At 71.3% G+C, this 18,513-nt stretch carries 21 protein-coding genes, 1 tRNA gene and 1 pseudogene; 11 read left to right on the top strand and 12 right to left on the bottom strand.

Annotated elements, in window-relative coordinates:
* Positions 1-8 precede the first annotated feature (8 nt).
* The 3 genes from MYF83_RS01505 to MYF83_RS01495 are packed head-to-tail and all read right to left on the bottom strand — an operon-like array spanning position 9 to position 3,189.
* Positions 9-1,394: an ABC transporter permease gene (locus MYF83_RS01505; RefSeq protein WP_248958288.1), complete on the bottom strand. Its 1,386-nt coding sequence runs from the start codon at positions 1,392-1,394 to the stop codon at positions 9-11.
* Entirely contained in the window at positions 1,391-2,104 is a 714-nt protein-coding gene (locus MYF83_RS01500; RefSeq protein WP_372500075.1) for an ABC transporter ATP-binding protein, read from the bottom strand. Before MYF83_RS01500 ends, MYF83_RS01505 begins: the two co-directional genes overlap by 4 nt.
* A 5-nt stretch (positions 2,105-2,109) precedes the next feature.
* On the bottom strand, positions 2,110-3,189 hold the full coding sequence (locus MYF83_RS01495) for a peptidoglycan-binding protein (RefSeq protein ID WP_248958286.1): 1,080 nt from the start codon (positions 3,187-3,189) through the stop codon (positions 2,110-2,112).
* A 194-nt stretch (positions 3,190-3,383) separates the two neighbouring features.
* On the opposite strand from MYF83_RS01495, the pseudogene MYF83_RS01490 reads away from it, so the two are divergent.
* A pseudogene (locus MYF83_RS01490) lies at positions 3,384-4,034 on the top strand (response regulator transcription factor); the annotation flags it as partial.
* A gap of 137 nt (positions 4,035-4,171) precedes the next feature.
* Positions 4,172-5,386, top strand: coding sequence for a sensor histidine kinase (locus tag MYF83_RS01485; protein WP_248958284.1), 1,215 nt, complete (start codon positions 4,172-4,174; stop codon positions 5,384-5,386).
* Positions 5,387-5,416: 30 nt separating this feature from the next.
* Here MYF83_RS01485 and MYF83_RS01480 read toward each other — a convergent pair whose 3' ends face one another.
* On the bottom strand, positions 5,417-5,938 hold the full coding sequence (locus tag MYF83_RS01480) for a hypothetical protein (RefSeq protein WP_248958283.1): 522 nt from the start codon (positions 5,936-5,938) through the stop codon (positions 5,417-5,419).
* A 346-nt stretch (positions 5,939-6,284) separates the two neighbouring features.
* Here MYF83_RS01480 and MYF83_RS01475 point away from each other — a divergent pair, with 346 nt between their 5' ends.
* On the top strand, positions 6,285-7,499 hold the full coding sequence (locus MYF83_RS01475) for a PP2C family protein-serine/threonine phosphatase (RefSeq protein WP_248958282.1): 1,215 nt from the start codon (positions 6,285-6,287) through the stop codon (positions 7,497-7,499).
* Positions 7,500-7,605: 106 nt separating this feature from the next.
* Here the strand turns inward: MYF83_RS01475 and MYF83_RS01470 are convergent, their stop codons facing one another.
* Positions 7,606-8,565 carry a hypothetical protein gene (locus MYF83_RS01470; protein WP_248958281.1) on the bottom strand — a complete coding sequence of 320 codons (960 nt, stop codon included), beginning with the start codon at positions 8,563-8,565 and terminating at the stop codon, positions 7,606-7,608.
* 1 nt (position 8,566) lies between these two features.
* Positions 8,567-9,691, bottom strand: coding sequence for an MBL fold metallo-hydrolase (locus tag MYF83_RS01465; protein ID WP_248958280.1), 1,125 nt, complete (start codon positions 9,689-9,691; stop codon positions 8,567-8,569).
* Between the two features lie 300 nt (positions 9,692-9,991).
* Between MYF83_RS01465 and MYF83_RS01460 the strand changes: the two genes are divergently transcribed.
* The 3 genes from MYF83_RS01460 to MYF83_RS01450 all read left to right on the top strand — a co-directional run bounded on the left by MYF83_RS01460 (position 9,992) and on the right by MYF83_RS01450 (position 11,129).
* Positions 9,992-10,369, top strand: a complete 378-nt coding sequence (locus MYF83_RS01460) for a hypothetical protein (RefSeq protein WP_248958279.1) — start codon at positions 9,992-9,994, stop codon at positions 10,367-10,369.
* 167 nt (positions 10,370-10,536) lie between these two features.
* Complete coding sequence (locus MYF83_RS01455) at positions 10,537-11,004, top strand: hypothetical protein (protein WP_248958278.1); 468 nt, start codon at positions 10,537-10,539, stop codon at positions 11,002-11,004.
* Positions 10,974-11,129 carry a hypothetical protein gene (locus tag MYF83_RS01450; protein WP_248958277.1) on the top strand — a complete coding sequence of 52 codons (156 nt, stop codon included), beginning with the start codon at positions 10,974-10,976 and terminating at the stop codon, positions 11,127-11,129. Before MYF83_RS01455 ends, MYF83_RS01450 begins: the two co-directional genes overlap by 31 nt.
* Positions 11,130-11,420: 291 nt before the next feature.
* On the opposite strand, the gene MYF83_RS01445 is transcribed toward MYF83_RS01450, so the two are convergent.
* From MYF83_RS01445 to MYF83_RS01435, 3 genes are all read right to left on the bottom strand, one after another.
* A complete protein-coding gene (locus tag MYF83_RS01445) occupies positions 11,421-12,302 on the bottom strand; it encodes a hypothetical protein (RefSeq protein WP_248958276.1) in 882 nt (293 codons plus the stop codon).
* Between the two features lie 288 nt (positions 12,303-12,590).
* Positions 12,591-13,289, bottom strand: a complete 699-nt coding sequence (locus MYF83_RS01440) for a GNAT family N-acetyltransferase (protein WP_248958275.1) — start codon at positions 13,287-13,289, stop codon at positions 12,591-12,593.
* 213 nt (positions 13,290-13,502) lie between these two features.
* Positions 13,503-13,579: transfer RNA gene (locus tag MYF83_RS01435), tRNA-Lys, on the bottom strand.
* A 206-nt stretch (positions 13,580-13,785) separates the two neighbouring features.
* On the opposite strand from MYF83_RS01435, the gene MYF83_RS01430 reads away from it, so the two are divergent.
* The gene (locus MYF83_RS01430) at positions 13,786-14,151 is read left to right on the top strand and encodes a PRC-barrel domain-containing protein (RefSeq protein WP_248958274.1); all 366 of its coding nucleotides are present in this window, start codon (positions 13,786-13,788) and stop codon (positions 14,149-14,151) included.
* Positions 14,152-14,320: 169 nt separating this feature from the next.
* On the opposite strand, the gene MYF83_RS01425 is transcribed toward MYF83_RS01430, so the two are convergent.
* Entirely contained in the window at positions 14,321-14,923 is a 603-nt protein-coding gene (locus tag MYF83_RS01425) for a nucleotidyltransferase family protein (protein WP_248958273.1), read from the bottom strand.
* A gap of 102 nt (positions 14,924-15,025) precedes the next feature.
* On the opposite strand from MYF83_RS01425, the gene MYF83_RS01420 reads away from it, so the two are divergent.
* The 4 genes from MYF83_RS01420 to MYF83_RS01405 all read left to right on the top strand — a co-directional run bounded on the left by MYF83_RS01420 (position 15,026) and on the right by MYF83_RS01405 (position 16,582).
* Positions 15,026-15,580 carry a DUF1360 domain-containing protein gene (locus MYF83_RS01420; RefSeq protein WP_248958272.1) on the top strand — a complete coding sequence of 185 codons (555 nt, stop codon included), beginning with the start codon at positions 15,026-15,028 and terminating at the stop codon, positions 15,578-15,580.
* The gene (locus tag MYF83_RS01415; RefSeq protein ID WP_248958271.1) at positions 15,580-15,834 is read left to right on the top strand and encodes a hypothetical protein; all 255 of its coding nucleotides are present in this window, start codon (positions 15,580-15,582) and stop codon (positions 15,832-15,834) included. The genes MYF83_RS01420 and MYF83_RS01415 overlap by 1 nt, the downstream gene beginning before the upstream one ends.
* The gene (locus MYF83_RS01410) at positions 15,825-16,355 is read left to right on the top strand and encodes a DUF6328 family protein (RefSeq protein WP_248958270.1); all 531 of its coding nucleotides are present in this window, start codon (positions 15,825-15,827) and stop codon (positions 16,353-16,355) included. Before MYF83_RS01415 ends, MYF83_RS01410 begins: the two co-directional genes overlap by 10 nt.
* Positions 16,356-16,432: 77 nt before the next feature.
* Positions 16,433-16,582 carry a GPGG-motif small membrane protein gene (locus MYF83_RS01405; protein ID WP_189166679.1) on the top strand — a complete coding sequence of 50 codons (150 nt, stop codon included), beginning with the start codon at positions 16,433-16,435 and terminating at the stop codon, positions 16,580-16,582.
* 140 nt (positions 16,583-16,722) lie between these two features.
* On the opposite strand, the gene MYF83_RS01400 is transcribed toward MYF83_RS01405, so the two are convergent.
* Positions 16,723-17,454 carry a metallophosphoesterase family protein gene (locus MYF83_RS01400; protein ID WP_248958269.1) on the bottom strand — a complete coding sequence of 244 codons (732 nt, stop codon included), beginning with the start codon at positions 17,452-17,454 and terminating at the stop codon, positions 16,723-16,725.
* Positions 17,451-17,747, bottom strand: coding sequence for a BON domain-containing protein (locus MYF83_RS01395; RefSeq protein WP_248958268.1), 297 nt, complete (start codon positions 17,745-17,747; stop codon positions 17,451-17,453). The genes MYF83_RS01400 and MYF83_RS01395 overlap by 4 nt, the downstream gene beginning before the upstream one ends.
* Positions 17,748-18,513: the final 766 nt, after the last annotated feature.

Genomic DNA, 18,513 nt, shown 5'->3' with positions numbered 1-18,513 from the left:
CGCGCGCCTCACGTACCTGCCAGCGCGACCGTGGGAGCGAGCCGGGCGGCGCGCATCGCGGGGTAGATCCCGGCCATGGTGCCGATGAGCAGCGTCGCCACCAGCGCTCCCCCCATGGCCCACGGGGGCACCACCGCCGGCCAGCCCTTCGTCAGGGCATACACGGCCGTGGCCCCGGCGCCCAGCGCCGTGCCCGCCACCCCGCCCAGCAGCGACAGCAGGAGCGACTCGGTGAGGAACTGCAGCCGCACCTGGCCCCGCGTCGCTCCGAGCGAGCGGCGCAGCCCGATCTCCCGCCGCCGCTCCAGCACCGAGATCACCATGGTGTTGGCCACGCCGACCCCGCCCACCAGCAGCGCCACCGCGCCGAGGCCGAGCAAGAGGTTCGTGAAGGCCCCCGACGCCGCCGCCTTGGCCGCGAGCGCGTCCGACGGCCGGCTCACCTGCACCTCGTCGGGGTTCTCCGGGTTCACCGTGCGCGGCAGCACGCTCCCGACCGCCTCCACCGCGGCGTCCGCCGACCGCTCGTAGATCGTCGTCGGATGCCCGTCGAAGCCCAGGTACCGCTCGGCCGCGGGCCAGCCCACCAGGGCGGAGCGCTCGATCTCCGGTGCCAGCGGCATCGCGTCGAGGATCCCGACCACCGTGAACCAGCGGCCCCCGATCCAGACCTTCGGCCCCGCGCGGTCGATGCCGAGCCGCTGCGCGGCGACCGACCCGAGCACCACGGCCGGCCGGCGGGCGATGGCCGCGTTCAGCCAGGTCCCCTTCCGGACGGTTCCTTCCAGCGTGGCGGCCAGTCCTTCCTCGGCCGCCTGTACGGCGATGCCACCGGTGACCCCCTCGGAGATCCGGTCGGTCCTGCGGACGGTGGCGTCGATCTTGCCGGTCGCGCCGGCCGTGGTCACCGAGCCGATGCGCCGGACCATCTCCAGCGACTCCTCGGGCAGCTTGGCGTCGTCCCCGAAAAGGGTCTGGCCGGGCTGGACGGTGAGCAGGTTGGTGCCCAGGCGGTCCAGCTCGCGCAGCAGCTGCTCCTTGGAGGAGGAGGAGATGCCGATGACGGCCACCATTGTGGCGATGCCGATCGCGATACCGAGCGCCGACAGCACGACCCGGGCGGGCCGGGTGCGCAGACCCGCCGCACCCACCCGCAGCACGTCACGGGGCGCCAGCCGCGCGGCCACCAACCGGCTCGGCCCCTTCCTGCGCCGATCCGCGCGCCGGTCCCCCGTCGCGCCGCCCCTCGCCACGCCGTCCCCCGTCATGCCGTCCCTCGCCACGCCGTCCTCCGTCACGCCTCCCGTCTCGTCCACGGGCAGGTCCCCCGCCGTGCCGTCCCCCCGCGCGGCCCCTGTCCCGTCCGCGCGCCCATCGGTCATCGGGCCGTTCACCGGCCGCTCCCCTCACTCGTCCGGACACCGGTCAGGCGTGCGGACGCGGGGCCGTCGTCGGCGGCGATCAGGCCGTCCCTGACCCGTACCCTCCGGGGCATCCGCTCCGCGATCTCCATGTCATGGGTGATGATCGCCACCGTGGTGCCGGAGGCGTGCAGCGTTCGCAGGACCTCCAGCACCTCCGCCCCCGCCGCCGAGTCCAGGTTGCCCGTGGGCTCGTCGGCGAGCAGCAGCGGAGGGTCGCCGACGACCGCGCGGGCCACGGCGACCCGCTGCTGCTCCCCGCCGGAGAGCTGGTGCGGCTTGTGCCCGAGCCGGTGCCCGAGTCCCACGCGTTCCAGCGCGGCGGCGGCCCGTTCCCGCCTCTCGCGCAGCGGACGGCCGCTGTACAGCGACCCGTCGGCCACGTTGTCCAGCGCGGTCGTCCCCGGTGCCAGATGGAACTGCTGGAAGACGAACCCGAGGCGCCGGGCCCGCAGCGCGGACAGCTCCCGGTCCGACAGGTCCCCGACCTGGTATCCGGCGATGCGGACGCTGCCCGACGTGGGCCGGTCCAGGGTGCCGATCATGTGCAGGAGCGTCGACTTGCCCGATCCCGATGGGCCGACGATGGCCAGCAGCTCCCCCGGCTCGACCACCACGCTCACCCCGCGCAGCGCCTCCACGTGCCCCGCGTACACCTTGCGGACGTCGGTGAGCTCCACGATGGCGGTCACCGGCCCGGCACCCCGACCTTCATCCCCGCCGCCAGCCCGGGGCCGGAGATCTCGACGCGCCCGCCGCCGTACGTCCCCGTCTCGACCGCGACGTAGCGCGAGGAGGATCCCTCGACGACCTCCACGCCGAAGCCGCCCTCGGCCAGCGCCAGCAGCGCCTCGACCGGCACCGACAGCACGTCCTTCGCCCGCTCGCTCTCCATGTTGACCGAGACCGGCGCCTGGTCCAGCCGCCCGACCGTCTTCGCCGACTTCAGCGCGATCTCCACGTCGATGGTCGCACCGCCGCTGTCCGGGTCGCCTTCCTGGCCGGAGGAGGTCGCCACCGTGCCGACGTCGCTGATCGTCCCCTTCACCTGCCGCCCGCCGGGCAGCTCGACCGTCACCGCCGCTCCCTTCTTCGCCATGCCCTGGTGGTCGGTGTCGAGGTCCACGTGCACAGTGCGGCGGGTCGAGGTGACCGTGAGCGCGCGCGTGCCCGGACCCGCGGCGTCGCCGACCTCGACGTCCGCCGCCGACACCCGTACCGGGCCGTCGAGGAAGGCCACCTGGCTCGCGTCCACGGCGCCGGTCTCTTCCAGCCCCCTGTCGTCCTGCCATTCCTGGACGGCGAGCTCCGTGGCATAGGTGAACTCACCGTCCACCGTCATGTCGTCCCCATAGCCGAGGGCCTTGAGGTTGGCCTCCAGCTGCCGGATGTCCGGGCCGTCCACGACGCCGCGCCGCATCGTCCGGTAGACGGGGACCGTGCCGTACATCAGCACGAGCGGCTTGCGGTCCACCTTCAGCAGCGCGTGGCCGCGGGTGACGGTCGCCCCCTCGCGGGCGACGGCGGTCACCGTACCGGCGGCTCCGGCGTAGACCCGGCGCTCCCCCGCGTACGTCAGTGTGCCGTCGACCGAGGTCGAGTCGACCAGGTCTCCCCGCGTGATCTCGGCCGTCTGCCGCGCCGCCGATTTCGACGGCGCCGCCGTGCCGGTGCCCGCGTTCATCACCACAGCCGCCGTGGCCGCCCCCGCCAGGATGACGGTCACGCCGATCCCGGCCGACACGACGGCCAGGCGTCGAGCTCCCATCAAGGTGTCACCTCCTTGCCGCGGGACGTACGCCCGCCAGCATGAGTGGATTTCTAACGAGGCGCCGATTAGCGGCGGATAAGGCGGTGCCAGCGCGGAGGGGCCTTCCGGACGCTTACCGGTGGCTAACGCCGGCTGAGTCACGCTGGTCAGTCGTCCGTCTCATTCCCAGACCACCGAAAGGGGACGGGAAGATGCGCGTGCTCGTCGTTGAGGATGAGGACGAACTCGCCGGCGCCATCGCCCACGGGCTGCGGCGCCGGGCGATCGCCGTCGACGTGGCCTATGACGGCATGGAGGCGCTGGAACGGCTGGGTCACACCGACTACGACGTGATCGTGCTCGACCGTGACCTTCCCGAGCTGCACGGTGACGAGGTGTGCCGCAGGATGGCCGCCGCGGGCTCGACCGGCCGGGTGCTCATGCTGACCGCCGCCGGCCGCGTCGGCGACCGGATCGAGGGGCTCTCGCTCGGGGCCGATGACTACCTCGCCAAACCGTTCGCCTTCACCGAACTGGTCGCGCGGATCCGCACGCTCGCCCGCAGGACGGCCCCGGTACGTCCCGCCGTCCTGGAACGGGCGGGCCTGCGGCTGGACCTGGCGGTCCGCGCGGTGGACAGGGACGGGGAGCCGGTCGCGCTCACCCGCAAGGAGTTCGCCGTGCTGGCCGAGCTGATGCGGTCCGGCGGCGCCACGGTGACGCCGAGGCAGCTGGTGGCGCGCGCGTGGGACGAGAACATCGAATCGGGGACAGGGGCCTTGCGCGTCACGATCACCACCCTCCGCAGGAAGCTGGGCGAGCCGGACGTCATCGAGACGGTGCCCGGAGCCGGATACCGCCTGGGAGACCCCTCCCTGGCGGAACCGTCCTTGGCGTCCCCAGCGGAACCGTCCCCGGCGGCACCGTCCCCGGTGCCACGGTCTCCAGCGGCAGGAGACCCGGCCGCACGGTCCGCGGCGGTCCGCGCCGGAGGTGACCGATGATCGGCCGGCGCCTCCGGCTGTGGTGGGGCGGGGTCGGGCTGCGGACCCGGCTCACCGCGATCTACAGCGGCCTGTTCTTCGCGGCCGGCACCGTGCTGCTGTGGGTGACCTACCTGCTCACGGCGCGCGCGCTGAATCGGGAGCTCGTCATGGGGTCGGCCCCGGCGGGGCTCCCCTTCCCCGGCCCGACGCCGAAACCCGCGATGATCGCGATCAAGGACAAGGAGGACCTGATCACGCAGGTGCAGCAGGGCAAGGAACAGGTACTGAGCGACCTGTTCCAGAACTCGGCGATCATCATGATGGCCACCGGCGCGCTCGCGATCGTCCTCGGCTATCTGGTAGCCGACCGGGCGCTGCGCCCGCTGCACCGCGTCACCGAGACCGCCGAGCGCCTCTCGGAGAGCACCCTGCACGAGCGCATCGCGCTGGCCGGGCCCAAGGACGACGTCAAGCGGCTCGCCGACACCTTCGACGCCATGCTCGACCGGCTTCAGCGCGCCTTCGACACCCAGCGACGGTTCGTGCTGAACGCCTCGCACGAGCTGCGCACCCCGCTGGCGATCAACCGCACCCTGCTGGAGGTCGCCCTGGAGGAGCCGGACGCCTCCGAGGACCTCGTGCGCCTGGCCAAGGCGCTGCTCGGCACGAACGCGCGGCACGAGCGGCTGATCGAAGGGCTGCTGCTGCTCACGCGATCCGAGCACGAGCTGGTCGCCCGCAGGCCGGTGACCGTGGACGAGGTGGCACTCGGAGTGATCGAATCGCTGGAACCAACCGCGCGGCGGCGGCGGATCACCATGGACCGGCGCCTGTCCCCGGCGGTGGCCGCCGGAGACCCCGTGCTCATCGAGCGCTGCCTGTTCAACCTGGTGGAGAACGCGCTGAAGTACAACGTCAAGGACGGTCTGGTCGAGGTCGAGGTGACCGCCGAGGCCGGTGACGTCACGGTCCGTGTGGAGAACACCGGTCCGGTGATCCCGTTGTACGAGGTGGCGGACCTGTTCGAGCCGTTCCACCGGCTGCGCGAGCGCGTCGGCTCGGCGCAGGGCTCGGGTCTCGGGCTGTCCATCGTCCAGGCCATCGTCACCGCGCACGACGGTCAGGTGGACGCCTCGCCCCGCCCGGAAGGCGGCCTGGTCGTCACCGTGCGCCTCCCCATGGCCGCGCGCCCGCCCGCCATCGCACGGGTCCCCGCCGCCGCACGATGACCATGCCGCCGCACGGCGCCGGGGAATCGGTCACTTACCCGGGCTCGCGCCGGGGAGGTGCTTCTCGCATGCCTTATGCGCGGCCTCGAACTTCCCCGCCCTTGGGTTCGTGCCCTTCGGGACCGTGAGGCCTTCCCCCGGCTTGGGGTCGGCCATGTCCACGCCATGCTCGCGCATGCACCGCGCGAACTGCAGCATCGCGTCGCGCGTCTGCGGGTTGTCCTCGTTCAGACGTCCTCCGCCCCGCTGCATGTACTTGCCGCAGACCTTCTGCGCCGCCTCCACCTTGTTCTTGTCCCCAGTATTGATCCTGAGCGAGACCTTGCCGTCGCCAGTGTCTTTGGGGTCTTCCATGTCGATCCCGTGCTCGCGCATGCACTGCGCGAACTTCAGCGGGTCGCTGGACGTCGTCGGCGACGCCGAGGGGGCCGCCCCGCTCGACCCCCTGCCCGCGACCGAGGCGATGCCCGTGTCCTTTGCCGTACCCCCGCATCCGGCCAACGCGAGCACCGGGAGCGCTGCGATCACCATGGCCAGCCGCCGGACAGTCATCTCGTCCTCCTCCTCCGCCCTCGGGCCCGGTGCCCGGTGGACAAGCACCATGTCTACGGAGCGCGGGATTAGCGAGGAGTAAGGGGCCGCTCCGGCCTCTGCCCGCGAACGGTCGCGCCTCTGCCCGCGAAGGGTCGCGTGCCATACCTGTGACCAAGATTTGCGCTGGATGTCCCTTCCGCTGCCTAACGCCGGGTAGGGAATTCGATGCATGAGGAACAGGGGGCGCGTCATGTCGAGGACCGCGGCCGATGTGATCACGCTGAGGTGGTCCGCCGCCGGACACGGTCGTGGCCCGGCGAGGCTCGACACGTCCACCGCACCACGCGGCCGGTAACGCACTGCGATGAAGCTCTCCTTGGGTGGCGCCGAGCTGGTAGCCGAGCTCATCCAGGCCAGCCACCTGTCGACGCTGGAGAGGCTTCCCTGGCTGCTCGCCGAGCTCGGGCCCAAGGCGGGCTTCCACGATGTGCTGATCTACCTGGCGGATCTCCAGCAGGAGGCGCTCCACCTCCTCGCCCCGCCCGAGACCACCGCCCCACAGCCCACCGAGCTGCGGATCGAGGGGACCCTCGCCGGAAAGGCCTTCCAGCACGTCCAGACCCTGGCCAAGCTCGGGGCCGGCGGCCGGCCGGACTGGTGGTGGGTGCCGATGCTGGACGGCACCGAACGCCTCGGCGTGATCCGCGTCAGCGCCACGGAGATCACCGAGCGGACCCCCGACGACCTCCGGTGCCTGGCCTCGACCCTGGCGCTGCTCGTGGTGAGCATGCGCGGCCACAGCGACCGCTACGCCGAGCTGGTACGGACACGGCCCATGAGCGTCACGGCGGAGATGCAGTGGAACCTGATGCCGGCAATGAGCTTCGCCAACGACCAGGTGGTGATCGCGGCGGCCCTCGAGCCGGCCTACGACATCAGCGGGGACGCCTTCGACTACGGCTTGACCGGCGACACCCTTCACCTGGAGATACTCGACGCCATGGGGCACGACGCCTCGGCCGGGCTGACCGCCTCGCTCACCATCGCCGCCTGCCGCAGCAACCGTCACCAGGGCAAGGGCCTCCTCCCTACCGTCAAGGCGGTCGAGGAAGCCCTGCTGGAGGAGTTCGGCTCCGAGCCGCGCTTCGCCACGGCGATCCTCGCCGACCTGGACATCCCCACCGGGAAGCTGACGTGGGTGAACTGCGGTCACCATCCCCCCGTGGTGATCCGCGGCGGTCGCTGGGTGACGACGCTGGAATGCCAGCCGTCCCATCCCCTCGGCCTCGAGCTCGGCCTGCCTCTGGTGGCCTGCAGCGAACAGCTCGAACCCGGCGACCTCGTGCTGCTCTACACCGACGGCATCACCGAGGCCCGCAACCGGTACGGCCAGGAGTTCGGCCTCGCCCGCTTCGCCGACTTCGTCATCCGCAGCGCCATGGACGGCCTTCCCGTGCAGGAGACCCTGCGCCGGCTCATCCGCAGCATACTGAAGTACCACGACCAGCAGTTGCAGGACGACGCCACCGTCCTGCTCGTCGAGTGGCACGGTTCCAGCCACCGCCGCCTGCAGATGTGACCGGGAACCCGGCCCGCCCTCCGCTCGCGGGGGCGGCCGAGGCCGAGGGCGCCGCCGCCTCGGCGACGGACACCGAACCTGTCCGCCCGGCGGGACGGACCCGAGGTCAGAGCCGTGAGCGGGCCTCGTCCGAACGGCGGCGGGCCTCGGCGGCCCGGCGGGCGGCGTGGTCGCGCTCCCGCTCTGCCACGCGCAGCCGCTTGGCGGCCCCTTCCTGTCGTTCCTGGGCCGCGTTGAGCTCCCGCCGGAGCCGCTCGACCTCCTCGCGCAGCCGCTCGGTCTCCTCGCCCGCGGCGGCGCGAGCCCGTTCGGCCTCGCCGGCCTCCGACTCCCACTCGGCGAGGGCCCGCTCGGCCTCCACGGCCTGCGCGGCGGCGGAGGCCGCCCGCTCTTCCAGCCGCCGGCGCCGCTCCTCTTCCTCCCGCCGCCGGGCCTCCTCGCGTTCCTTCGCCACGTCGCGAGGCTGCTTCTCGCCGCCGGCCTGCCTCCTCTCGCCGGCGGGCCGGCGTCCCGCTCGCCGCCCGTCAGCCGGCCGCCCGGTGCCGGCGGCCGGGGCGCTCCCGCCGGATGGTGGCGCTGTGAGCCCGGAGAGGCTTCCGGCCGGGCCGAACCCGACGTGACTGCGCGGCTGCGCCAGCCGCCCCGAACGGACCTCCTCCGCCACCGCCGGATCCATCGTCGCGGCGTGCAGCGTCTCCTCGACCTCGCGCGCCGCCGCCTCGCGCAGCGGCCGTCCCGCGTCCTGTGCCAGCGCGTGGGCCGTACGGGCCAGGCGGGCCACGAGCTCGCCACGCCGCTGGTCGAACTCGCCGAGCTGCCCGCCCGTCTCCCAGGCGGAGCGCAGGTCGGCCCCGAGGTCGAGCAGCTCGCCCAGCTCGTCCGGGGCGGCACGCGCCAGCCGGTTCACCGCCCAGGCCGAGACGGTGGGGCGGCGCAGCGCGCCGACGCGCTTGGCCAGGTCGGCGTCCCCCGCCTTCTTGGCCTCGGCGGCCAGCCGCTTCCGCGTCTCCACGAAATCCTCGGGCGCGACACCGTAAAGCTCGCTCGCTGCGTCGGAGAGGTCCACATCACCCCCTTATCAGGGTCTCCCACCAGCCGTCCACCGCCGGGGAGGCTTCGACGTCCACGGTCTCGCCCGGCCGGGGCGCGACGATGCGGACATCACGCGCCTTGGCCTCCCGCCACAGCCGGTCCACCGGCTCGGCCCACGGGTGCAGTGCGAGCGTGAACGTCGCCCAGTGCACGGGCAGCAGCAGGTTCCCGCCGAGGTCGATGTGGGCGTTGACCGCCTCCTCCGGGTTCATGTGGATGTCCGGCCAGGCGGGGCTGTACGCGCCGATCGGCATCAGCGTCAGGTCGAAGGGCCCGTGCCGGGCGCCGATCCCGGCGTACCCCTCGAAGTAGCCGGAGTCGCCCGCGTAGAACACCTTGCGGCCGGCGCCGGCGACCACCCACGATCCCCACAGCGTCTCGTTGCGGGTGAAGGCGCGCCCGGAGAAGTGCCGCGCCGCGGTCGCGGTGAACCGCAGCCCGGCGACCTGCGCGTCCTCCTCCCAGTCGAGTTCGATGACGCGCTCGGGCGGCACGCCCCACTTCTCCAGGTGCGCGCCGATGCCGAGCGGCACGAGGAACGGCGCGGAGCCGGTGCGGGCGAGCGCGCGGACGGTCGCGAGGTCGAGGTGGTCGTAGTGGTCGTGCGAGATCACGATCGCGTCGACAGGCGGCAGCGCGCCGAGCGCCACCGGCACCGGGTGCAGCCGCTTGGGTCCGACCAGCTGGGAGGGCGAGACCCGCTTGCTCCACACCGGGTCGAACAGGACGCGCCGTCCCTCGATCTCGACCAGCGTCGACGCGTGACCGAACCAGACGACCCTGAGCCCGTCCGGGGAGGGCGGCACGACCGACGGTGTCAGGAGCGGCACGGTGCCGGGCGGCCGGCGCTTCTCCCCTCCGGTGATCAGCTCGCGCACGAGGTTCGGCGGCGGCACGACCGGCACCTCGGTCCGGCCCGGCATGGAGTTGTAGAAGACGCCGTCCTTGAACTGCGGCGATCTTCGCATCCGAGCGGCCCGCCGCTCGCCCGTCCGGAGGGGCCGCGCGCCCAGCTCCGCCGGGACATCCCGTAGTGCCCATCCCGCCGCCGCCACGACGGCGCCCGCCAGCACCCGCTTCGATGTTCGGCTGTCCGCCACCCGCTCACACTCCCCGTGTTCGGTCCCACCCAGCCGAACCGCTTCCGGCACGGCCGGTGTTCCCGTTCAGGGGAGATATGTCCATGCGGCTCGGCGACAACGCCGGTCCCGGTCACGTTCAGGACCCCGCCATCGCCCGCACTCCTGCACGAGGGCGTGACAAAGAGTGACCAAAGACATGCGGTGCGCGAGCTCCGGAGCAGGACCTGGACGCCTGAGCGGGGTAGGAGGCTCACGTTGCCGATGTCCGGCCCCGGTGGCATCCGCCACCGTATGACCTGGAAAGGCAGGTGCGGCACCATGGCTCGTCACCGTGCGGACCGCTCACTCACCGGCGTGGTCGTCGGCGTACCGCTGACCTTGCTCGCCGTCCTGACGTGGACGGCGGTCACGCAGTCGCCGGCCGCCGCCGAGGCGATGGCGAAGCGTCACGCGCCCGCGTGGAACGCCACCACCGGCGATCACGGCCCCAACGACATGCGTGCGGGGAACGGCAGGCGCAACAAGAACTACGCGGCGCTCAACAGCCCCACGATTATCGACGGCCTGCAGGCCGTGTCCAACACGGTGATCGGCGGATACACCCAAACCCAGGCGGCCATGTGCAAGAAGAAGCACCGCCGCTGCACGATATTCCAGAAGATCCGGGTCTCCAATGAGGCCTCCGACAGGCGATGACCTGTGCGTTTCTCATACCGTCCATGGCAATGATGCGGTAATGGCTGCCACTCGCCGTTCGCGGGAGACGGGGTGTCGGCCGCCTCCGGCGATACGCTGAGCCTCCGGTCTGGATCTTGGACCTGCCTGCCCGGGATCCATGGCGACGCAGCAGGGGGCGACACACTATGACGCGTCAGCACGACGGCCGAACGCTCACGAGAGCCACGCTCGCTCTGTGCCTGCTCGCGGGCGCGGCGGCGTCCTTCGTCCTCATCGAGGGCGTCGCGCCGCTCCCGGCGAGCGCCGAGGCCTCGCGCATGGCGAGAGGCCCGCACGACGGCGACGGCGACGACGGCCGCGTCGGGAACGGCACCCGCAACAACAACCTGGTCACCGTGCGCAGCCCCACGAGCAACCAGGGCTACCAGCACACCTCGTCCGACACCATGGGCGGCGCGACCGGCATCCAGAACGCCCTGTGCAAGCACGCCAAGGTGTGCAACATCAACCTGCAGGTCATCATCATCAATCCCGGCAAGGGCAAGAAGAAGGCCGCGTCGAAGAAGGCGAAGACCAGTACGAGCGCGCAGACCGACACAGCCGGCCAGAAGGCCTCCGACGAGTGCGACTGCGACTGCGACTCCGCCTGTTGATCGGCCGCACGCCTCCGGTGCGCCGGCTGTACAACGTGATCATGTACGCCGGCTCCGTGGGCGGGCTGGTCGTCCTCGCCGCCTGGTTCGCCCTGTGGTACCGGCTCACCGCAAGAGCACGTTGACCAGCACCGTGAGCAGCACGGACAGCACGACGGAGATGATGATCATCGTCAGGCATCCCGCCGCTCCGCCAAGAGGGCGGATCTTGAAATTGCGCTCCATACGGCCCGGCCGCCTCACCCAGCGTGCTTTCGTGCTCAGTCCAGCCCTACCCATGGCCTTTCCCGTGAATCCCGGCGTCCTCGCCGCGTATCCGCCGGTCCGCGCGCCGGGCACTCGGTACGGTCTCTTCCTCGGCCGCACGCCCGCGGCGCGGTGGTGCCGTGCCGCGGGCGTCGTGGCCTAGGCCTCGCTCAAGGGGCCGGGGTCGGGGTGACCGTGATCGTCTCGGTCACCGTGGGCGTGGACTCCGCCGTGGGCGTCGTCGATTCGGTGGGCGTGACGGTCGGGGTCTCGGTCGGGGTCTCGGTCGGTGTGACGGTCGGGACCACCGTGGGGGTCACGGTGGGCGTCTGGGACGGCGTCGGGCACGGCGTGGGGGTGCGCCAATTGGTCTGGCTCGGCCGCAAGTAACTCCCGGGCCACCAGCCCTTGCCCGGCCAGTACTTCTTGGACGGGCGCGACAGGTCCACGATGTAGCCGGCCGCCGCCGGGTCGCCCTGTGCCGAGGCGGTCAGCGAGACCCAGTCTCCCTGCTTGATCTCGTCGTTGCCCCGGCGGCCCGCGATGACGCGGGTGGAGTCGCTGATCGCGTACGCCTTCTCGTACCCGTCCTCGCTCCGGACGGTGATCGAATCGTCGGCCACGGTGGTCGCCTGGCCCGTCTGGGCGAACACGGTCAGGAAAGCGCAGCGGTCCTTCGTCGGGACGATGAACTCGCCGTGCAGCGTGCCGACGAACGCCCACGGCGCCACGGCAGGCGCCGCCGGAGCGGTGGCGGTCGGCGTGGGGGTCGGAGTGGGCGTCCCGGTTTCCGTGGGAGGCACCGTGGGGGTCTCCGTCGGGGTTCCGGTGGGGGTCTCGCTGATCGTGGCCGTGGGGGTCGGGGTCTCCACCGGAGGGGAAACAGGCGAGGCCGCGGACGCCGCGGCCACTCCCACGCCGCCGGACGCCAGCAGCACGACACCGGCGGCGAAGATCGATGAGCCTGAGATACGCCAGCGTGGCCCGCCCGGTCCGATCGAAAGTCTTTCGTTCGGCTTGTCAGGGTTGGGTGGCGTCACCATGTCCTCCATCTGATTCGTCTTTGCCGCGTCCCGCCGGACCGGCGGGGACACGAGAGGGTGTGCTGCCCTACCCACTCGAGAGCGACGATCACGCCCTTGGCGCTTGGAATTTCGTCTCGAGGGGCCCCGGGAAGAATGCCCACCTCTACGGCACCCATGCGCCCCGTTTCTGGCCCCGACGCCGCCGTCGCGCGTTCCGGCAGGTCATGGTGGCATTCCAGGCATATGAAATAAATGCCGCTCTGGCCGCGCCTACCGCCTCCACCGCCCGCCCCTGAAACGCGGCCGGCGCCACGCTCACGCGACCGGCACCTGCCCGGGGACGCGCGCGGAAAGGAACGTGACGGTGCGGCGGAGCCGGAACCCCAGCGACTCGTACAGGCGGACGGCGCCGGTGTTGGTCGCGGCCGCGTGGAGGAAGGGCGTCTCCCCCCGGTCCCGGATGCCGGCGGCGAGGGCGAGCACCAGCCGGGTCGCGAGCCCTTGGCCGCGGAACGCCTCGTCGGTGCAGACCGCGCTGATCTCCGTCCACCCCGGCGGGTGCAGCCGCTCACCGGCCATCGCGACCAGCACGCCTCCGCGCCTGATGCCGAGGTAGGTGCCGAGCTCGACCGTGCGAGGCAGGAACGGCCCCGGCTTGGTGCGCTCGACGAGGGCCAGCATCTCCGGCACGTCCTCGGCGCCCAGCCGGACCGCCTCACCATCCGGCCGGGCGGCCACGCCGTCGTCGACGAGCTGGACGCCCTTCCCGTTCGTGATCACCTCCCACCCACTCGGCGGCGGGCCGATCATCCCGGCGAGCGGGATCAGCGCGCCCGGACCGGCCATCGCCTCGACCTCCTCCCAGTCGGCGGCCTCCGGCTTCTCGGGGAGCGCGATGAACGGGGCAACGTCGACGGGGTAGCGGAGCACGTTGCCGCGCCGTTCGGCGAAGTGCGCGTGCGGCCCGGTCAGAGACGACCAGGCGGGGTTGTCCAGCGGATGCGGCTCACTCACGCGGTCACCTCGATGACGATTACGCCTTGGGCATGCCGCCCCTTTCCAGATGACCTCTATTCCTACATGAATAGTAGGATATTTACCAGGATGACGGGAGGCCTGCTTGGCAGCAGAGCCGGCGGAAGACCCACAACGACCCCGCACAGGCCCGGAAATGACTGTGGGCACCCTCCGTCAAGTGAAGAATGCCCAGGTCATCGGCCGTTGCCGTGGTGCGCCGCCAGGGACTCGAACCCCGGACCCGCTGATTAAGAGTCAGCTGCTCTAACCAACTGAGCTAGCGGCGCCTGACCACGTCTAGGTTAGCGGTAATTCGGGGGTGCCCGTGACATCCGCCCCGGTGTCGTCCCACCGGCGACCTGCGGGTCACGGGTCGTCATGGGGCGTACTTACCTTCGGGTGACACGGGCCTGTCCGCACATCGACGTTTCGCGGGCAGTGGGCGGGTAGGGCGGAGAGTCCCGACGAAGTCAATCGAGGGGAGAACGAGAAGATGCAGCAGGATCTTTGGAGCTACAGCCCGACCGTCACCGGAGCCCACCAGAGCTTCGACGTCGTCGGATACCACGTCGAGGCGACCGATGGGAAGATCGGCTCGGTGGACGACGCGACGTACGAGGTCGGCGAGAGCTACCTGATCGTGGACACCGGACCGTGGATCTTCGGTAAGAAGGTCATGCTCCCCGCGAGCACGGTCACCCAGATCGACCCGCAGGAGAAGAAGGTCTTCGTCAGCCGGACCAAGCAGGAGATCAAGGACGCTCCGGAGTTCGACGAGGCGAGCTACAAGGAGCCCTCGTACCGGAGCCGGGTCGGCGACTACTACGGCCGCTTCCCCTTCGGGCCGGGCACCCTCTAGGCCGTCACCCCGAGCAAGGGGAACATCCAGGACGAACGGAAGGCCGCGCCGGATCCGGCGCGGCCTTCCGCGTGACCAGGGCCGGCCCTGACACCCGTTCCCGTGCCGTGCGGCGGTGCCGACGGGGCGGGGCCCGGGTGTCAGAGCCGGCGGGGGCGGGGCCCGGGTGTCAGGGCCAGCGGGTGTCGGCGTCCTCGGGGGGCGGCTTGGGGCAGGCGACGCCGAGCCGGTCGAGGAGGGTGAGGAACGTCGAGGCGTACGGCGAGGTCGAGGCCACGATGGCGACCTGGTCCCAGTTGACCTGCTCCCTGAGCGCGCGCACCTGCGGAAGGATCGACCCGTAGTCGCAGCTGTGCTCCGACATCGGCAGGATCCACGAGATCACCAGGTCGGTCGCGTCGAGGACGGGAAGGCTCAGCGCCGCCGTGTTGATCATGTCCGCCCGGGAGATCATCGCCTGGGTGATCGGCCGTTCCTCGATCCTGAAGATGAGGTCGACGAGCCTGTCCTCCTCGTCGAAGGCCTTGACCAGCCAGTCCTCCGGTGGTTTCGCGGTGTGGAACCCGACTCCCCTGAGCGTCTCCAGCGCGCGAGGCACGTCCTCCTCGACGAGCACGAAGTCGACGTCGTGCAGTGACGGCGCCGCTCCCCTGGCGTACGCCGCGCATCCTCCGGCGAGTGCGAACCGCACTCCCTCTGCTTTGAGGGCGGATCCGGCACGCTTCAGCGTGTCGATGATCGCGTCGGTGACCTCATGCGTGTGACTTCCCAAGGCTCACCCCCATACGAGCGATGGCTGAAGATCTTCCGTACCCGCTTCGTCCCAGGACAAACGTCCGGCATGGTCTCGGCCCTCGAGGGTAGGCGCCGACCTATGACGAACAATCTCACAAGCAAGCTGCGTAAGGAGGAACGGGCCTACGAGAGCGGTTCTGATCGGCCGCTCGGCTCTTACCTGCGCGTCCTCGGCGTCTACGGCGGCGCGGTGGCCGGGCTGGTGGCGCTGGGCAAGCTGACCGGCGCCCGGCCGCCTGAGCGAGTGGCCGTGATGGATCTGCTGTTGATGGGTCTGAGCACGCACCGGCTCTCCCGAACGCTCACGAAGGACCCGGTCACCAGCCCGCTCCGGGCACCCTTCACACGGTACGCCGGGGTGAGCGGTCCCGCCGAATTGAGGGAGGAGGTTCGCGGCCACGGCATCAGGCATGCCATCGGCGAGCTGGTGACCTGCCCCTTCTGCATCGCGCAGTGGGTCGCCACCGCCTACGCCGCCGGGATGGTCTGGGCTCCGGGCGTCACCCGTCTCGCCGGGGCCACCATGTCGGCCGTCGCGATCTCCGACTGGCTCCAGCTGGCGTACGCGCGGCTGATGCGATCCGCGGAGGGAAGCCCGCGGCGGGAAGAGGACGAAGGACAGGAGGAGGAGTGATGACGGAGATCTCGCTCAGCACGTCGTTGAAGGCGCTGCAGGAGAACCCCTACGGCAAGTGGCTCGGTTACGCCACCCTCGGCCTGGCCGCATGCACCCTTCTCACGGTGGTGGCGGGCGTCGCGGGCATCGTCTGGCTGACCCTGCTCATGGGCCTGCTGTCCTATGTCGCGCTCGGGGCCGTGCTGTTCGTCGGGAGGCGGGCGGCGCGGGCGCACCGGCGCGAGAGAGGCAGGACCCAGCAGTGGCGCTGAGCGACGTGAACAGGCACGAGCCGGCCGGCGGCGGAGTTCAGGCGGAGCCCGATGAGAGCCACAAGGAACGGGTCGACCGGGAGCTCGGCGAGCTGCTCCAGGGCCTGCGGGTGGCGGCCACGGGCGTGCAGGTGCTGTTCGCCTTCCTGCTGACCCTTCCGTTCTCCACGGGCTTCGGCAAGGTGGACCAGGCCGGCCGGTGGCTGTTCTATGTGGCGATGCTGAGCGCCGCGGTGGCCTCCATCTGCCTGATCGCGCCCGCGACGCAGCACCGGGTTCTGTTCCGCAGTGCGCTGAAGGAGCTGATGCTCCACCGGGCCAACCGGCTCGGCGTCGTGGGCGGGATCGCGCTCGCCGTCTCCATGACCTGCTCGACCGGGCTGGTCGTGGAGGCGTTCCTCGGCGTCCTGCCCGCGGCGCTGCTGGCGGGCGGGGTGGCGGGCCTGAGCGCCTGGTTGTGGTTCGTCCAGCCCCTGGTCTCTCTTCACCGCAGAGGCCGGCGTCCCTGGAGCGATGAGTGAACGGCATTGCCCGGGCCATGGGAAGAGTTGATCCGGGGATACGTTAAGGGGGCATTTGTCAGGGCAGTGGGATGCCTATGGGTACACTTCTTTGGCTAATCGCCGTCGTTCTCGTCATCGCCGGGATCTACGTCATCCTGGCTCGCCGCGATCTCCTCTGGGGGATCGTCCTCATCGTCGTCGGGCTTCTGGTCGGCCCCGGCGGCGTCAGCATCTTTCATCCATGACCGTGTGACCGCGGTCGGCGGACCGGCGAGCCCCCCCGGGGGGGGGGGGGGGGGCGGGGGGGGGGGGCCCCCCCCCCCCCCCCCCCCCCCCCCCCCCCGCGGTCACAGCGGGATCAGACCGCACGGCCCGCACCGGCCGATCAGACCTCAGGATCCTCCGCGCCGAGGCTGTACACGGCGTAGGCCCGGCGCAGCACGGGAAGCGCGACGTTGCGGACCCGCACCCCACCCGGGGTGAGGCCCTTCTCCACGCCGGAATGGGCGTGCCCGTGAATGAACAGGTCGGCGCCCTCGGCGTCGACCGCCTCGGCGAGCAAGTAGCTGCCGAGGAAGGGGTAGATCTCCAGCGGCTCGCCCGCAAGGGTGTCCTTGACCGGCGAATAGTGGCTGAGGACCACCCGGTGGTCGGTGTCCAGGCCCTTCAGCGCCTTGTGCCAGAGCTCGGAGATCTCCCTGGTGTGCCGGACGAACGCCTTCATCTGCGGCTCGCCGAACTCGCTCGCGCACTTACCGGCGAAGCCTCCGCCGAATCCCTTGCCACCCACCACGCCGAGCCGCAGGTCGCCGCACTCGATGACCGTGGACTCGTCCTGCAGCACCTGGATGCCCGCGTCACGCAGCACCTCTACGATCTCGTCCGCGGCGTCGGACTGGTAGTCGTGGTTGCCCAGCACGGTGACCACCGGGATCGGCAGATCCCGGAACTCGTCGGCCACGACCCTGCCCTCCTCGGGCGTGCCGTGCCGGGTGAGATCACCCGCGAGCAGCAGGACGTCGGCCCGTTCCCCGATGCCGTCCAGCCTCCCGCGGTACCTCCCGCGGAGATCCTCGCCAAGGTGGACGTCTCCGACGGCCGCGACTCTGATCTTCACAGGGTCTCCTCCTCTCCCGGCCCCCTGACCTCGACCACGGTGACCTCGTTGTGGACCTTCAGCCCGGGCGCGGTCTCCCCGGCCACGGCGGCCACCAGATGCCGGCGCTCCTCGCACTCCACCTCGCCCCGCAGGAAGAGCTGGTCACCTCTGATGTCCACCCGTATCCCGAGCTCGTACGTCCGCTCGTCCGCCGCCAGCGCCCTTTGCACGCGGGCGGCCACGTAGTGAGGAGCGTCGTAGTGCGGAGCGTCGTGATGCGGGGCGACGTCATGTGAAGCCTCGTGGGACATCGTCTACCCCCCTCCGATCGACTGACAGGTCTCGCCATGCCCGTCGTGCGGGTGGCGAAACCGGGGAGGTTTGGTACTGCCCTTTCAGGATAGAACGCTGCCTTGACAGCAAGTGTGGTAGGACGCAGACCTCTGCGAACACCGAGCCCCGTCGACGCGGAACACGCGCGGACCGCGCCGGCGGCGACGTGAACACTCGTGCACCCTGTCCCCCGTGCACCTCGCGAACCGCGCTCGCCGTCCCAACGGCGTCGCGATTTGTTTCCGCTCGCACCCATGCCGGCCCGCGCACGTTCTGCGAGGTCGTCAGGCGCGGCTCGGCTCGTTCCGGCCTTCTCCGCCGGGACCGGGCGATCGCGCCGCGATGCGGTCGCTCACTTGGAGGAGACGCGGTGAAGATGGCAATGGTGTCGGAGCACGCGAGCCCGCTCGCGACGCTCGGAAGCGTTGATTCCGGTGGCCAGAACGTCCATGTCGCGGCCCTTGCCCGGGAGCTGGCCGCACAGGGCACGAGGTCACCGTGCACACCCGCAGGGACGACCCGCACGCGCCGGAGGAGGTGCCGTTCGGGCCGGGCGTGTCGGTGGTGCACGGCCCCGCCGGGCCCGCGACGCCGATTCCCAAGGACGACATCCTGCCGTGGGTGCCCGATTTCGCGCACCGGCTCCGGCAGCGCTGGACCCGACCGGGCCCGGGTCTGCGCCGGCGCCCGCGCCGTCTACGAGGAGGTCATCGCGGCCAACGGCCGCGTGCCCGCCCGAAGGAA

It is taken from the genome of Sphaerisporangium perillae (assembly GCF_023276435.1).
GTDB lineage: Bacteria > Actinomycetota > Actinomycetes > Streptosporangiales > Streptosporangiaceae > Sphaerisporangium > Sphaerisporangium perillae.
The sequence above is the reverse complement of the archived record's forward strand: the minus strand, read 5'-3'. Positions and strand labels throughout refer to the sequence as shown.

What these genes read in the sequence shown, in the direction of transcription:
- MYF83_RS01495 (WP_248958286.1), bottom strand. Translation starts at nt 3,189, where the DNA reads ATGGGAGCTCGACGCCTGGCCGTCGTGTCGGCCGGGATCGGCGTGACC.
- MYF83_RS01485 (WP_248958284.1), top strand. Translation starts at nt 4,172, where the DNA reads ATGATCGGCCGGCGCCTCCGGCTGTGGTGGGGCGGGGTCGGGCTGCGG.
- MYF83_RS01480 (WP_248958283.1), bottom strand. Translation starts at nt 5,938, where the DNA reads ATGACTGTCCGGCGGCTGGCCATGGTGATCGCAGCGCTCCCGGTGCTC.
- MYF83_RS01475 (WP_248958282.1), top strand. Translation starts at nt 6,285, where the DNA reads ATGAAGCTCTCCTTGGGTGGCGCCGAGCTGGTAGCCGAGCTCATCCAG.
- MYF83_RS01460 (WP_248958279.1), top strand. Translation starts at nt 9,992, where the DNA reads ATGGCTCGTCACCGTGCGGACCGCTCACTCACCGGCGTGGTCGTCGGC.
- MYF83_RS01455 (WP_248958278.1), top strand. Translation starts at nt 10,537, where the DNA reads ATGACGCGTCAGCACGACGGCCGAACGCTCACGAGAGCCACGCTCGCT.
- MYF83_RS01445 (WP_248958276.1), bottom strand. Translation starts at nt 12,302, where the DNA reads ATGGAGGACATGGTGACGCCACCCAACCCTGACAAGCCGAACGAAAGA.
- MYF83_RS01430 (WP_248958274.1), top strand. Translation starts at nt 13,786, where the DNA reads ATGCAGCAGGATCTTTGGAGCTACAGCCCGACCGTCACCGGAGCCCAC.
- MYF83_RS01420 (WP_248958272.1), top strand. Translation starts at nt 15,026, where the DNA reads ATGACGAACAATCTCACAAGCAAGCTGCGTAAGGAGGAACGGGCCTAC.
- MYF83_RS01415 (WP_248958271.1), top strand. Translation starts at nt 15,580, where the DNA reads ATGACGGAGATCTCGCTCAGCACGTCGTTGAAGGCGCTGCAGGAGAAC.
- MYF83_RS01405 (WP_189166679.1), top strand. Translation starts at nt 16,433, where the DNA reads ATGGGTACACTTCTTTGGCTAATCGCCGTCGTTCTCGTCATCGCCGGG.
- MYF83_RS01395 (WP_248958268.1), bottom strand. Translation starts at nt 17,747, where the DNA reads ATGTCCCACGAGGCTTCACATGACGTCGCCCCGCATCACGACGCTCCG.